The sequence below is a fragment of the Agromyces sp. NBRC 114283 genome (assembly GCF_030268405.1).
GTDB lineage: Bacteria > Actinomycetota > Actinomycetes > Actinomycetales > Microbacteriaceae > Agromyces > Agromyces mediolanus.
Genome location: NZ_BSQP01000001.1, coordinates 1844349 through 1858499 on the forward strand (window position 1 = coordinate 1844349; position 14151 = coordinate 1858499).

The window sequence follows — 14151 nt, forward strand, 5'->3', positions numbered from 1 at the left end:
AGCAGCCGACGCCTGTGACCGGGCGACCGCCACACCTCTCCGACGAGTCCGCGAGCGCCATGCGAAAGGTGGTCATGCCCGAATCGAGCCTTCCGCCCCTGGCCCGCGCGGCGATCGATCGCGATGCCGCGGCGAGGTCCGATCCGGAGCGCGCGGCGCGGTTCGATGCGGATGCCTCGGCGCTGGTGCTCCCCGTCCACGACGGTCGGCTCCTCCTCGCCGAGCAGCACGAGGGCTCGGCTCCCGAGCTCGGACTCGTCGCGCCGCTCGGGCTGCCGACCGAGGCGCTGCGCTGCTACCTCGGACGCCTCGAGCTCGGGGGCGGGCGGGCGGCGCCCGTCGAGCTGCGCGTCTACGATGACGCGGCGGCTGCGGCGATCGAGACCGAGGAAGCCCGCTGGGCGCCGCTGCGACGCGCGGCCGCGCTCCTCGACGATCGCGGCCAGGCGCTCGCGGTCGAGGCGATCGCGCTCGCCTCGTGGCATGACGCGCACCCGTTCTGCCCGCGCTGCGGGAGCCCCACCGAGGTGAGCGACGCAGGCTGGGTGCGGCGCTGCATCGCCGAGGAGCGGCAGCTCTTCCCGCGCACCGACCCCGCGGTGATCGTGCTCGTCACGGACGACGACGAGCGGGTGCTGCTCGGCTCGAACGCCCTGTGGGAGCAGCGGCGCTTCTCGCTGCTCGCCGGCTTCGTCGAGCCCGGGGAGCCGCTCGAGCACGCCGTCGTCCGCGAGATCGCGGAGGAGGCGGGCATCCCCGTCGACCGGGTCGAGTACGCCGGTTCCCAGCCGTGGCCGCTGCCCGCCAGCCTCATGCTCGGCTTCCGCGCCCGGCTCGCCGCCGGCGCCGACCCCGCGGTCGCGCGGCCGGACGGCGAGGAGATCCTCGAGCTCCGCTGGTTCTCGCGCGACGACATCGCCGCGGCGGGCGAAGAGCTCTTCCTCCCGACCGGCACCTCCATCGCCGGGTGGCTGCTGGAGCACTGGTACGGCGGCCCGCTCCCCACGGATGTGCCGTGGCCGAGCTCGTGAGCGCAGAGGACGAGCTGCTCGACGCGCTCGACGAGGAGCAGCGGGTCGTCGCTGAGGCACTGATCGGCCCCGTGTGCGTGCTCGCCGGCGCCGGCACGGGCAAGACCCGGGCGATCACGCACCGCATCGCGTACGGCGTCGCCTCGGGGGCCTACGACCCCGCCCGGGTGATGGCGTTGACGTTCACCTCGCGCGCGGCCGCCGAGATCCGCGGCCGGCTGCACGCACTCGGCGCCGGCCGCGTGCAGGTGCGCACCTTCCACGCGGCGGCGCTCGCGCAGCTGAACCACTTCTGGCCGCTCGTCGCGGGCGGCGGCCCCGCGCCGCGGGTGCTCGAGTACAAGGGCCGGCTGCTCGGGCACGCCGCCGAGCGGCTGAAGATCCGGGTCGACACGGCGACCCTCCGCGACATCGCGGCCGAGATCGAGTGGCGCAAGGTCTCCGGCCTCGGGATCGCCGCCTACGAGGCTCGCCTGGCGAGCCGGGGCCGCCCGGTCGGTGCGCTGAGCGCCGAGCAGCAGCTCGCGCTCATGCAGGAGTACGAGCGGGTGAAGGACGAACGGCGCTCGATGGACTTCGAGGACGTGCTGCTCGCCACCGCCGGCATGATCGAGTCGGAGCCCTCCGTCGCGATGCACGTGCGCGAGAGCTACCGGCACTTCGTGGTGGACGAGTACCAGGATGTCTCGCCGGCTCAGCAGCGGCTGCTCGAGCTCTGGCTCGGGGACCGCAAGGAGCTCTGCGTCGTCGGCGACGCGAGCCAGACCATCTACTCCTTCGCCGGGGCGAGCTCGGAGTTCCTGCTGGGCTTCGAGCGGCGCTACGACGACGCCACGGTCGTGCGGCTCGAACGGAACTACCGCTCGACCGAGCCGATCGTGGGGGCCGCGAACCGCCTCATGCGCGGGCGATCCGGTGCGCTCCGACTCGAGGCCGCGACGAACGGCGCCGCGGCGAACGCGTCCGCGGTCGAACCGCAGTTCGCAGAGTTCGCCGACGACCTCGCCGAGGCGCGCGAGGTCGCGAACCGGGTGCGGGCCTCCGTCGACGCCGGCACCCCGCCCGCGGAGATCGCCGTGCTGCTGCGGGTGAACTCCCAGTCCGCGATGTACGAGCACGCGCTCGACGAGGTCGGCGTGCCCTACCGGGTGCGCGGCGCCCAGCGCTTCTTCGATCAGCCCGACGTGCTGAAAGCTGTGCACGCGCTGCGGGCGCAGGCGCTCGTGCCGAGCGACGAGCCGCTGTTCAAGTCGGTGAGCGACGTGCTGCGCTCGCTCGGCTGGTCGGCGCAGGCGCCGGAGGGGCCGGGCGCCGTGCGGGCGCGCTGGGAGGCGCTGAACGCCCTCGCCGGCCTCGTCGACGAGCAGCCGCCCGGCACGACGCTGCGCCAGTTCGCCGACGAACTGCGGGCGCGGGCCGAGTCCCACCACGAACCGGCGGTGCAGGCCGTGACGCTCGCGACCCTGCACTCCGCGAAGGGCCTCGAGTGGGACGAGGTGCATCTCGTCGGACTCAGCGAGGGGCTGCTGCCGATCGCGTACGCGAAGGGGCTCGAGGCGATCGACGAGGAGCGCCGCTTGTTGTACGTCGGGCTCACCCGAGCGCGTCGGCGACTCGCTCTGAGCTGGGCGCGACGCGGTCAGGCGGGGCGCGGCGAGCGGGAGCCGTCGCGGTTCCTCCGTGAGCTCGACATCCGCACTCCGGGTGCGGCGGCTGCAGCGAGCTCCGGGGCGCAGCCCCCGAGACGGGGACGCTGAGCCTCCAGCCGGCGACCGCCGCGCGGTCGAGGAGCCGATCGAGCGCGGCCGCGGCGTGCGCAGCGGCGACGCCGAGCACGGCGGCGGGCAGGGGCGGGGCCGGATGCGTCGCGAGCTGCGCCGCGATCGCGGGCCACGCGGGGTCGAGGTCCCGGCGGTGCAGCTCCCCGCAGCGCACGCAGGCGCCCCCTCCGGGGAGGACGAGCGGACCGATCGTGATCGCCTCGCCCTCGTGCACGACCGGCAGGTGCGGCACGTCGCGTCGGAGCCAGCGCACGTGCGCGGCCGGCGGGACGACCCACGCGGCGGTGAGCACGACGGCGGCCGGCCGCTCGGGCCCGTGCGACGCCAGCACGGGCCGGATGCCGAGCGCACCGAGCGCGGTGGCCACGGCGCGCGCGAGCCGCGGCTCGGCATCGTCGATCGCGACGATCGGGGGATCGTCGGTGCCCGCCATGCCGGCCGAGCCCGACGCCGATTCCTCGCGCAGCGCGGGGGAGAGGAGCTCGAGGAGCGCGTCCAGCCGCGCGGCGGGGATGCCGAGGGTCGAGACGATGGCGTGCAGGGCGTCGCGCCCGGCCCCGCGCTGGAGCAGCGCGAGCACCGCGTTCTCCAACTCGCCCGGATCGCGCAGGACCAGGGCGGGACGGCTCGCGCCGATCTGCAGCTCGGTGGGTGAACGCCAGACGAGGGGCAGCGCCGGGTCGAGTCGGAGGGTCATCCCGAGAGCCTGGCGCACGAGCGCCCGGGGTGGCCCGGGCCATCCACAGGCCGTGATCCGGTCGGCGTCCGCGTTCGCGCGACGCCGACCGTTCTGGCTCAGGCCTTCGGCGGCTCCTCGCCGTCCTCGCCGGGCCCGGCGGGCGTCTCGCCGCGGAGCAGCTGCTCGAGCGCCTCGTCGAACTCGGCGTCCTCGGCGTCGATCGGGGTCTCGCCCGTCAGCCGTGCGATGAGCACCGCGGGGTCGTCGAGGTCGGCGGCCGTGGGCAGCAGATCGGGGTGCGACCACATCGCGTCGCGCTGCTCGACGCCGACGGCGTCGGTCACCGCCCGCCACATCGCCGCGGCCTCGCGCAGGCGCCGCGGCCGCAGCTCGAGGCCGACGAGCGTCGCGAGCGCCGACTCCGCAGGGCCGCCGGACGCCCGCCGGCGGCGGATCGTCTCGGCGATCGCGACCGACTTCGGCAGGCGGGCGGTCGCCTCGGCCGTGACGACGTCCACCCAGCCCTCGACGAGGGCGAGCATCGTCTCGATGCGCGCGAGCGCGGCCTGCTGGGCCTCGCTCTTCGGCCGGATGAGCGCACCGCTCACGACGGCCTCGCGCAGCGCCTCGGTGTTCGAAGGGTCGAAGCTCTCGGCGAGCTCCTCGAGCCGCCCGGTGTCGATGTCGATGCCGCGGGCGAAGGAGGTGATCGCCGTGATGAAGTGCAGGCGCAACCACTTCGCGTGCCGGAACAGCCGCGCATGCGCGAGCTCCCGCACCGCCAGGTAGAGCTCGACCTCGCTCGAATCGACGTCGAGGCCGTCGCCGAACGCGGCCACGTTCTGCGGCAGCACGGCGGCGCGGCCGTCCTCGATGATCGGGATGCCGATGTCGCCGCCCGAGACCACCTCGGCCGAGAGCTGCCCGACGACCTGGCCGAGCTGCATGGCGAAGAGCGCCCCGCCGATGCTGCGCATCATGCGGCTGGCGCCCTGCACCATCTGCCGCATCTCCTCGGGCGCCTGCTCGCTCATGACCCGGGTCAGCGCGTCGGAGATCGAGAGGGCGACGGGCTCGGCCAGCTGCGTCCACACCGGCATGGTCGCCGCGACCCAGGCGCGCCGGGTCAGCAGCTCGGGCGGCGAGGGCAGGGCGGTCACGTCGACGGTCTCGTCGAGCCAGAGCGCCGCGACCTGGAAGGCCTGGTCGAAGCGGGAGCGCTCGGCGTCGTCGAGCTGGCGCTGGCCGTTCGCCGCGTGCTGCTCGCCCTGCTTCAGCGCCACTGACCAGTCGATGCCGTCGTCGGCGTGGTTCATCGCCTGCTGCAGCTGCGAGAAGAGCGCGGCGATGCTCGCCGGGTCGTTGGGAAGGCCCGCCGCGCCGGCCAATTTGGACGGGTCGATGCCGCCGGAGCCGGAGAGCAGCTCGCGGAGCATTTCGCGGAACTCCTCCTCGGGGTTCTGCTCGCTCGGGTCTTCGCCTCGATCGGCCACGTGCGCCACCTCCAGTCGCGTCGGGTTCAACGCTAACGCGGGCGCACGGTGACGTGACTGGGAAATGGCCTAGGCTGGGCGTTCCGGGTGTCCGCCCTTCGCGAACAGCGCCCGAGCTGCGCCGAAGGCAGAGCCTGGAAGGATGACCGCGTGAGCCTCTTCGAGGACGAGCCCCAGGCCGACCCCCGCTGGCGCCACGACCCTGCCGTCGGCCGTCGCACGCTGCGGGAGCGCATCGGCTGGGCGGCGGTCAGCGTCGCCCTCGTCGTCGGCGTCGTCTTCGCCCTGCTGCCCTCGCCGTACGTCATCGAGCAGCCGGGGCCGGTGTACAACACGCTCGGCTCGCAGGAGCACGACGGCGAGGAGCGGCCCCTCATCGCCGTGCCCGGCGAGCAGACGTACCCGACCGACGGCGAGCTCAACCTGCTCACGGTCTCGGTCGTCGGCAAGCCGGGGCGCACGCCGAACTGGCTCGAGGTGCTCGGCTCCTGGTTCGACCGCACGAAGTCGGTGGTCCCCGTCGAGGCGATCTTCCCGCCCGGCATCAGCGAGAGCGACCGCGACCAGCGGAACCAGGCGGCGATGGTCGACTCCCAGCAGGACGCGATCGCCGCGGCGCTCGTCGAACTCGGCTACGACTTCCCCCGCGAGGTCACCGTCACCGGCTCCGCCGAGGGCACGCCCGCCGCGGGTGTGCTGCAGGAGGGCGACGTCATCGAGTCGGTCGCCGGGCAGCCGGTGCACTCGATCGCCGAGCTGCGCGAGGCCGTGCAGGCGCACGGGACCGAGTCGCCCGTGGCGCTGGTCATCAGCCGGGACGGCGCCGAGCAGTCGGTCGAGCTCACCCCGGTCGACAACGGCGGCACCGCGATCCTCGGCATCGGGGTGCGCATGGTCTACGACTTCCCCATCGACGTCGAGATCCAGCTCGACGACGTGGGCGGCCCGAGCGCGGGCATGATGTTCGCGCTCGGCATCGTCGACACGCTGACCCCCGGCGACCTCACCGGCGGCGAGAGCATCGCCGGCACGGGCACGATCGACTCGGCCGGGGCGGTCGGGCCGATCGGAGGCATCCGCCAGAAGATGTGGGGCGCGCTCGACGCGGGCTCGACGTGGTTCCTGGCCCCCGCGTCGAACTGCAACGAGGTCGTCGGCAACGTGCCCGACGGGCTCACCGTGTTCTCCGTCGAGACGCTCGACCAGGCGCGGACGATCGTCGAGGACGTCGCCGACGGCGCGGTCGACGGCGAGTACGCGAGCTGCAGCGCGGGCTGACCCCGCGACGCCACCCCTCATCGCGGGGCGGTTCCCCGCCCCGTTCCGGGCAAGCTCCAAGACTCGGCCGCCTAGGATGGGTGTTCGATCCATTCCGACCGACTCCGTTCCGACCGAACCACAGAGGCCAGAGTGTCAGCAGAGACGCAAGACCCCCGTCCGTCGCGCCGCAGGGCGCCCATCGCGATCACGATCGGGGTGGTCGCCGTACTGCTGGTCGGGTTCTTCCTCTTCGCCGGGGTCTACGCCGACATCCTCTGGTTCCGCCAGCTGGGCTTCTTCGACGTCCTCGCCACCGAGTGGATCGCCCGGATCGCCCTCTTCCTCATCGGCTTCGTCGCGATGGCGCTGCCGGTCTGGGCCTCGATCTTCATCGCCTACCGCACGCGTCCGGTGTACGCGAAGCTCAACTCGCAGCTCGACCGCTACCAGGAGGTCTTCGAGCCGCTCCGCCGCCTCGCGATGTACGGCATCCCCGTCGTCCTCGGCGTGTTCGCCGGCGTCTCGACCGCCTCGCGCTGGGACGCCGCGCTCGCCTGGCTGAACCGCACCCCGTTCGGCACGACCGACCCGCAGTTCGGCCTCGACGTCGGCTTCTACGTGTTCGAGCTGCCGTTCTACCGCTCCATCGTGGGCTTCGCCTCCGCCGTCGTGCTGCTCTCGGGCTTGCTCGTGATCGCGACGAACTACCTCTACGGCGCCATCCGCGTCTCCGGTCGCGAGGTCGTCATCTCGAAGTCGGCGCGCGTGCAGATCGCGATCACCGCGGGCCTCTACCTGCTGCTGCAGGGCGTCAGCATCTGGCTCGACCAGTACGCCACCGTGACCGAGCAGGGCACCCTGTTCACCGGTGCGAGCTACACCGATGTCAACGCGGTCATCCCCGGGCAGTGGATCCTCGCCGCGATCGCCATCGGCGTCGCCATCCTGTTCTTCGTCACCGCCATCATGGGCCGCTGGCGGCTGCCGCTCGTCGGCACCGTGCTGCTGCTCGTGTCGAGCCTCATCATCGGCTCCATCTACCCGTGGGTGGTGCAGCGCTTCCAGGTCGAGCCGAACGCGCGAACGGCCGAGGCGCCGTATCTCCAGCGCAACATCGACCTGACCCGCGACGCCTATGGCGTCGACACGGTCGAGGAGATCCCGTACGCGGCGAAGACCGACGCCGAGCCGGGCGCGCTCCGGGCGGATGCCGAGACGACCGCCTCGATCCGCCTGATGGACCCGCAGCAGATCAGCCAGGCCTTCGGCCAGCTCGAGCAGTTCCGCCAGTACTACCAGTTCCCGCAGAGCCTCGACGTCGACCGCTACGAGATCGACGGCAAGTCCCAGGACGCGATCGTCGCGGTGCGCGACCTCAACCTCGAGGGCCTGAGCGACGCGGCCACCTGGTACAACACGCACATCGTCTACACGCACGGGTACGGCCTCGTCGCCGCCGCGGGCAACCAGCGCTCCTCCGACGGGCAGCCGGTGTTCATCCAGTCGGGCATCCCGCAGACCGGCTCGCTCGGAGAGTTCGAGCCGCGCGTGTACTTCGGCGAGCACTCGCCGAACTACTCGATCGTCGGCGCGCCCGAGGGCTCGAAGGCCGTCGAGCTCGACTACCCATCGGGCACCGAGGGCTCCGAGCGCACCGAGACGACCTTCACGGGCGACGGCGGGCCGAAGCTGGACAACGCGTTCACGAAGCTCATCTACGCGCTGAAGTTCCAGTCGGAGCAGATCTTCCTCTCCGACGCGGTGAACGAGGAGTCGCAGATCCTCTACGACCGCGACCCGATCGACCGCGTCAAGAAGGTCGCGCCGTACCTGGAGCTCGACTCCGACACTTACCCCTCGGTGGTGGACGGCCGGCTGGTCTGGATCGTCGACGGCTACACGATGACCGACCAGTACCCGTACTCGAACAAGGTCAGCCTCAGCGAGGCGATCGCCGACAGCGAGGGCGCCGCGCCGTCGCTCGCGTTCGACGAGATCAACTACATCCGCAACTCGGTCAAGGCGACCGTCGACGCGTACGACGGCAAGGTCACGCTGTACGCGTGGGACGAGTCCGACCCGATCCTGCAGACCTGGCAGAAGGTCTTCCCGTCGACGCTCGAGCCGATCAGCAAGATGTCGGGCGATCTCATGAGCCACGTGCGCTACCCGTCCGACCTGTTCAAGGTGCAGCGGGCCGTGCTCGGCCGGTACCACGTCACCGACGCCGACCCGTTCTATTCGCGTGAGGACGCCTGGACGACGCCGAAGGAGCCGACGGCCTCCGCGCAGAGCAACGCGCTGCAGCCGCCGTACTACCTGACGATGCAGATGCCGGGCCAGGACTCGCCGGCGTACTCGCTCTACTCGACGTTCATCCCGGACGCGCGCGGCGAGAACAGCCGGAACGTGCTGCGAGGCTACCTCGCGGTCGACTCCGACGCCGGCTCGAGCGACGGCGAACGCTCGGAGGGCTACGGCAAGCTGCGGCTGCTGACCCTGCCGGAGGACGACAACGTGCCCGGCCCGGGCCAGGTGCAGGCGAAGTTCAACTCCGATCCGACCGTGTCCCAGTCGCTGAACCTCCTGAAGCAGGGGCAGTCCGACGTGATCAACGGCAACCTGCTCACGGTGCCGGTCGGCGGCGGTCTGCTGTACGTCCAGCCGGTCTACGTGAAGTCGACCGGTGGCACGAGCTATCCGCTGCTGCAGAAGGTGCTCGTCGCCTTCGGCGACCAGATCGCCTTCCAGGACACGCTCGACCAGGCGCTGAACGTGCTGTTCGGCGGCGACTCGGGTGCGTCCGCCGGTGACGAGCAGGTCGAACCGGGCACCGGGCAGGAGGGCGGCAACCCCGACGAGCCGAGCACCGATCCCGGTGACGGCACGACGCCGACGGCGCCGAGCAGCGAGATGCAGTCGCTCCTGAACCAGGCCAAGCAGGCCATCTCGGACAAGCAGGCGGCCCTCGCCTCCGGCGACTGGACTGCGTACGGCGCCGCCGACGCGAAGCTCGCCGACCTCGTCTCGAAGATGATCGCGCTGGCGGAGTCCGAGAAGACGGCCGGGCAGTGACCGTCGACCCGCGCGCGGGGGAGTGGCTCGAAGCGAACCGGGCGAACTGGGACGAGCGCGTGCCGCTGCACGTCGCCTCCGAGTTCTACGATCGGAGCGCCCTGCGCGCGGGCGGCAGCCTGCTCGACCCCATCGCGGCCGCCGGCATCGAGCGGCTGTTCCCCGATGGGCTCGAGGGCGTGCGCGTGCTGCACCTGCAGTGCCACTTCGGCTCCGACTCGCTGTCGCTCGCGCAGCTCGGGGCGACCGTCGTCGGCATCGACTTCTCGCAGCCGGCGGTCGAGGAGGCCAGGCGGATGGCGGAGGAGCTCGGCCTCGCCGAGCGCGCCCGCTTCATCGAGGCGAATGTGTACGACGCCCGGCACATGCTGCCCGAGCCCGAGTCGTTCGACCTCGTGTTCACCACGTGGGGCACGATCGGCTGGCTGCCCGACGTGGCCGAATGGGCGCGCATCGTCGCCTGGTACCTGAAGCCCGGCGGACGGCTCTACTTCGCCGATGGGCATCCGGCCGCGTACATGCTCGACGGCGACGACGGCCCCGACGGCCTGCCCAGCCTGCGCTACGCGTACGCGGGCGACGAGCCGGACGTGGTCGACAGCGGGGAGGACTACGCCGATCCCGAGGCGCGCCTGCAGCACACGCGCACCTGGGAGTGGATGCACCCGCTGAGCGCGGTGCTCGGCGGCCTGCGCGAGGCCGGGCTCACGGTCGAGGAGTTCGCCGAGCAGTATCAGGTGCCGTGGCGCATCTTCCCGGCGACGGTGCCGCAGGGGCACGGCCTCTACGGCTGGCCGGGCACGCGCTGGGCGCCGCTCAGCATGGAGCTCGTCGCCCTGGCTCCCTGAACCGGGCTCCGGTTCGGCACGGCAGGAGGGGCCGCGACCATGTCGCGACCCCTCCCGGTGTGCGCGCTCAGTCGAGCGGGCCCTCCTCGGCGTCGCGCAGCGCGTCGCCGAGCGCCCCGCCGAGTTCGTTGCGGTAGTCGCCCGAGAGGTCCCACCACATGGCGCCGCCGAGGCCCTGCTCGGCAAGCCAGGCGGCCTTCGCGCGGACCGAGTTCGCGTCGTCGAAGCTCCACCACTCGCTGCTCGCGGCGTCGTAGCGCCACGATGCGCCGATCGCCGGGTCGAAGTACCCCTGCCCGAGCGAGCGGATCTCGAAGTACGGCTTCGTGCCGATCGCCGTCACCGCCGGGTCGGGCGTCCAGCCCGCCCGGTCCCCGACGGTCACGCCGCTCCAGCCCTGCCCGTAGGCGGCGAGGCCGATGTTCAGCTGGGCCGGGTCGGCGCCGGCCGCGGTGTACAGGCCGACGGCGTTGTCGAGGGCGAGCCCCCAGTTGTTCGTCCCGTCGGGGTGGAGGTTGCCCTGATGGCCGGTGTTCCCGGTCCATCCGCCCGCGTAGTCGTAGCCCTGGATGTTGAGCCAGTCGACGACCTCGAAGAGCCGGGGGTCGGTCCAGCCGCCCGCGTTCGTGTTCCAGCCGCCGGCGGGGGCGAACGCGGTGAGGAGGTAGTCCTCGCCGGTCTGCTCGCCGTAGGCGTCGAGCTGGGCGCGGAACTCCTCCATGAGCGCGAGGAAGTTCTCGCGGTCCGCGGGGGAGGCGTTGCCCGTCTCGCCGCCGTTCACCGGCCACTCCCAGTCGAGGTCGATGCCGTCGAAGATCCCGGCAGCGGCGCCGGGGCCGCCGAAGGTGCCGATCTGAGGCAGGTCGCCCTTCAGGTACACGTCGATGCACGACGAGACGAGCGCGGTGCGGCGCTCGGGGGTCGCGGCAGCCTCCGAGAAGTGGTCGGACCAGGTCCACCCGCCGAGGGAGATGAGCACCTTCGTGTCCGGGCTGCGCTCCTTGAGCTTGAGCAGCTGGTTGAAGTTGCCGGCGATGCGCTGGTGCTTGTTCGTCTTGTCGTTCTTGCCGTCGACGGAGTCCTGCGGGCCGACGAGGCGCAGGTAGTCGTTGTAGGCGTCGCCCTCGCCCGGCACGTTCGTGATCTCGCACCTGAGGTTCGACGTGACGTTGCCGAAGGCGTAGTTCAGGTGGGTGACGTCCTCGATCGCCCCGGTGGTGAACAGGTCCTTGACCTGCACGTCCCGGGTGACGGGGGAGTCGGCCATCAGGTAGCCGACGGCGCGGTAGCCGTTGATCTCCTCCGGGCCGCTCGGCTGATGGTGCGGCTTGGCGGCGGCCGGCGCTGCGGCGGCGACCGCGACCATGGCGGTGGCCGCGCCGAGGGCGGCGAGCGGGTGGAGCAGTCTGCGTCGTGTCATGGGATCCTCATCGATCGGAACGGGCGCTGGGTGATCCGTCGTCGTCGCGCCGCGGCTGCGGCGCTCGGTGGGCGACGTTCCGCAGGAAGCTAGCAAGGCGAGCGGAGTTTGGAAAGACTCCTGACAAACGATGGTGGATGCCTCGTGAGAACTCCTGGATCCGCTGTGGCGCATCGACAGTTCTGTCCCCCGAAGTGTGCACATACTGCACCCTCGGCAGGGGTGGTCTGTGGGGCTGCCGATCGCCTCCGAGGGGCTTCCTGGAGCCTGCGGAAGCGCCGCGCGCGAGGCATCCGTCCTTCCTGTGCCGGGGGTCGATTGGACGGCCTGCGAAACCCGTGCTAGTGTTATCTCTTGTGCCGCGGGGTGGAGCAGCTCGGTAGCTCGCTGGGCTCATAACCCAGAGGTCGTAGGTTCAAATCCTGCCCCCGCAACAAAACGAGGCCCGGAATCGTCAGATTCCGGGCCTCGATCTTTTCCGGCTGCGCGGTCAGAGACGACGGTCTTCCTTGCGTCGCTCGTCCTGGGAGCCGACGTCGCGGGACTCCCCGTCCGCCGCCGCGGGCTCTTCGTCGCGCAGCCTCTGCCGGTGCCGCTCCTGCTCCTCGCGCTCGGAGCGGAGCTCGTCGTTCGTGTCGTGCGGCATCGCGACTCCTGACGTCGGTGTGTCCGATGACGCTACTCCTCCGCGGCCGGGCCCGCGAGACCCGGCCGCGGAGGAGCCGGCGCCCGGACTCAGCCGATCTTCGTGAACACCCCGAGCCCGGAGGGCTCCTCGACCTGCGGGTAGGAGTTGAAGTAGCTCATCGTGACACCGGTGATCGCGCCGCCCTCGCGGGCGAACACTGCGGAGGACAGCGAGCCCGGCAGTGCGTTCTCCCCGTGCGGGGCGAAGGAGAGCGTGTCGCCGTCCCAAGGCTCGATCGCGAAGGTGTAGCCGCCGTCGGGTCCCATCGCGCCCTGCAGCGATCCGCCCTGCTCGGTGACCGTGAGCGTGCCGAAGTACGGGCTCTCGTACGTGCCGACGTAGTCGCCGACCGGCCCCGACGGGGTGGCATCGGCCGGGGGCTCCTCGCCGGCGAGGTCGCCGGCCGGGGCGTTGAAGCTCGCGAAGTACCCGGCGGTCAGCTCCACCCAGTCCCGCGTCTGCGCGCCGTACATGACGTCGTCGAGGAACTCCTGGGCCACCGCTTCCGGGACGCCGATCGGCGCACCGTTCGTGAGCACCACGATGCCGAGCTCGAGATCGGGCACGAGCGATGCCGCCGTCGCGGTGCCCAGTCCGAATCCGCCGGAGTGGCTCAGCACCACGCGACCGCCGGCGCCGGAGCCGACGTTGATGCCGAAGCCGTAGTGTCCCGGCCGCTGGTCGAGCGTCGCGTTGTGCGAGCTCACGATCTGCGCCGAGAACGCCTCGGTGAGCACCGCTGGATCGATGAACGGCTTCCCGTCGAGCTTCCCGTCGTCGAGCACCAGTGTCATCCACTTCGTGAGGTCGCCCGCCGTCGAGGCGATGCCGCCCGCCGGCGCCTCGGCGTCCGGGTCCCGGTCGAACTCCGGTTGGAAGTCCTGCTCGCCGAGACGGACGTGCTGGACGGCGCGATTCGGCTCAGCGAGGAACTCGGCGTGCGAGTTCGTGGTCGACGTCATCCCGAGCGGCTCGAACAGCAGCTCCTCGGCCGTCTGCTCCCAGGTCTCGCCGCGCGAGACGGCGACCGCCTGCGCCCCGGTGGTGAGTCCGAAGTTGGAGTACTGATACGTGATCCGGAAGGGCGCGAGCGGGATCTGGCGGAGGTGGGCCAGGATGTAGTCGCGGTCGAAGCCGAGGTCCTCGAAGTCGTCGCCGCCACCGGTCGGGATGCCGGTGCGGTGGGCGAAGTAGTCGCCGATCCGGGCCTCGGCGGTCACGTAGGGATCGCCCATCTCGAAGTCCGGCATGAGCTCGCGGACCGGCGTCGACCAGGAGAGCTCCGGATCCTCGGTGATGGCCTTCGAGACGACCGTGGACGAGATCGGCTTCGACAGCGACGCGATCATGAAGAGGGTGTCGTCGTCCACCTCCTCGCCGGTGGTGACATCCCGCACCCCGAAGGCCCCCTGGTAGACGGTCTCGCCGTTCGAGACGACCGCGACCTGCGCGCCGGGGACTCCGCTGCGCTCGAGGGCCTCCTCGACGTGGTCGGGGAGCTTCTTCAGCGCGGCCGCGACGGCGGAGGCGCGGTCGGTGGGGAGCGGCATCACGTCCTGATTGGGGGCGTCGCCGGCCTCGACGGAGATCGTGGAGCCGCCCGCGTCGCGCGCGGCGGCCCCGGCGGTGCAGCCGGCGGTGACTCCGATGAGCAGCACGGATGCGGTGACGGCGACGGCGCCTCGACGGCCCGTCGCTCTCGAACTCGTGTTGACGCGTGCGCGCATGGTGCAAGGCCCTTCCCTCGGCGAATTCGTCGATCACGCTAGGACTGCGTGCGCGCACCGGCAATGGACCTAGGTCGGCCATCGTCGGCGCGCGCGAAGATGGGGCCTAGGCCTATTCCGGTGCACCGGGGGCCGGCCGGTAGGTTCAG

The 14151-nt window shown here is 71.7% G+C and carries 9 protein-coding genes and 1 tRNA gene; 6 read left to right on the plus strand and 4 right to left on the minus strand.

All coding sequences use genetic code 11. The features are described from left to right. The first annotated feature begins 74 nt into the window (after nucleotides 1-74). Entirely contained in the window at nucleotides 75-1031 is a 957-nt protein-coding gene (gene nudC / locus QSJ60_RS08905) for an NAD(+) diphosphatase (RefSeq protein ID WP_285463359.1), read from the plus strand. Beyond that, nucleotides 1016-2788: an ATP-dependent helicase gene (locus QSJ60_RS08910; RefSeq protein WP_285463360.1), complete on the plus strand. Its 1773-nt coding sequence runs from the start codon at nucleotides 1016-1018 to the stop codon at nucleotides 2786-2788. The genes nudC and QSJ60_RS08910 overlap by 16 nt, the downstream gene beginning before the upstream one ends. Nucleotides 2789-3607: 819 nt before the next feature. On the opposite strand, the gene QSJ60_RS08915 is transcribed toward QSJ60_RS08910, so the two are convergent. Beyond that, a complete protein-coding gene (locus QSJ60_RS08915; protein WP_285465283.1) occupies nucleotides 3608-4927 on the minus strand; it encodes a zinc-dependent metalloprotease in 1320 nt (439 codons plus the stop codon). Nucleotides 4928-5134: 207 nt separating this feature from the next. Between QSJ60_RS08915 and QSJ60_RS08920 the strand changes: the two genes are divergently transcribed. From QSJ60_RS08920 to QSJ60_RS08930, 3 genes are all read left to right on the plus strand, one after another. Then, complete coding sequence (locus tag QSJ60_RS08920; RefSeq protein ID WP_285463361.1) at nucleotides 5135-6262, plus strand: YlbL family protein; 1128 nt, start codon at nucleotides 5135-5137, stop codon at nucleotides 6260-6262. A 132-nt stretch (nucleotides 6263-6394) separates the two neighbouring features. Continuing rightward, on the plus strand, nucleotides 6395-9319 hold the full coding sequence (locus QSJ60_RS08925; RefSeq protein ID WP_285463362.1) for a UPF0182 family membrane protein: 2925 nt from the start codon (nucleotides 6395-6397) through the stop codon (nucleotides 9317-9319). Continuing rightward, complete coding sequence (locus QSJ60_RS08930; RefSeq protein WP_285463364.1) at nucleotides 9316-10167, plus strand: class I SAM-dependent methyltransferase; 852 nt, start codon at nucleotides 9316-9318, stop codon at nucleotides 10165-10167. The genes QSJ60_RS08925 and QSJ60_RS08930 overlap by 4 nt, the downstream gene beginning before the upstream one ends. A gap of 67 nt (nucleotides 10168-10234) precedes the next feature. Here the strand turns inward: QSJ60_RS08930 and QSJ60_RS08935 are convergent, their stop codons facing one another. After that, nucleotides 10235-11587 carry a glycoside hydrolase family 18 protein gene (locus tag QSJ60_RS08935; RefSeq protein ID WP_285463365.1) on the minus strand — a complete coding sequence of 451 codons (1353 nt, stop codon included), beginning with the start codon at nucleotides 11585-11587 and terminating at the stop codon, nucleotides 10235-10237. Between the two features lie 360 nt (nucleotides 11588-11947). On the opposite strand from QSJ60_RS08935, the gene QSJ60_RS08940 reads away from it, so the two are divergent. Then, nucleotides 11948-12021 (plus strand) — tRNA-Met (locus tag QSJ60_RS08940). Between the two features lie 56 nt (nucleotides 12022-12077). On the opposite strand, the gene QSJ60_RS08945 is transcribed toward QSJ60_RS08940, so the two are convergent. Both QSJ60_RS08945 and QSJ60_RS08950 read right to left on the minus strand, forming a co-directional pair. After that, nucleotides 12078-12233, minus strand: coding sequence for a hypothetical protein (locus QSJ60_RS08945; RefSeq protein WP_285463366.1), 156 nt, complete (start codon nucleotides 12231-12233; stop codon nucleotides 12078-12080). Between the two features lie 89 nt (nucleotides 12234-12322). After that, entirely contained in the window at nucleotides 12323-14002 is a 1680-nt protein-coding gene (locus QSJ60_RS08950; RefSeq protein ID WP_285463367.1) for a serine hydrolase, read from the minus strand. Between the last annotated feature and the right edge of the window lie 149 nt (nucleotides 14003-14151).

What these genes read in the sequence shown, in the direction of transcription:
- QSJ60_RS08915 (WP_285465283.1), bottom strand. Translation starts at nt 4,927, where the DNA reads ATGCTCCGCGAGCTGCTCTCCGGCTCCGGCGGCATCGACCCGTCCAAA.
- nudC (WP_285463359.1), top strand. Translation starts at nt 75, where the DNA reads ATGCCCGAATCGAGCCTTCCGCCCCTGGCCCGCGCGGCGATCGATCGC.
- QSJ60_RS08935 (WP_285463365.1), bottom strand. Translation starts at nt 11,587, where the DNA reads ATGACACGACGCAGACTGCTCCACCCGCTCGCCGCCCTCGGCGCGGCC.
- QSJ60_RS08950 (WP_285463367.1), bottom strand. Translation starts at nt 14,002, where the DNA reads ATGCGCGCACGCGTCAACACGAGTTCGAGAGCGACGGGCCGTCGAGGC.
- QSJ60_RS08945 (WP_285463366.1), bottom strand. Translation starts at nt 12,233, where the DNA reads ATGCCGCACGACACGAACGACGAGCTCCGCTCCGAGCGCGAGGAGCAG.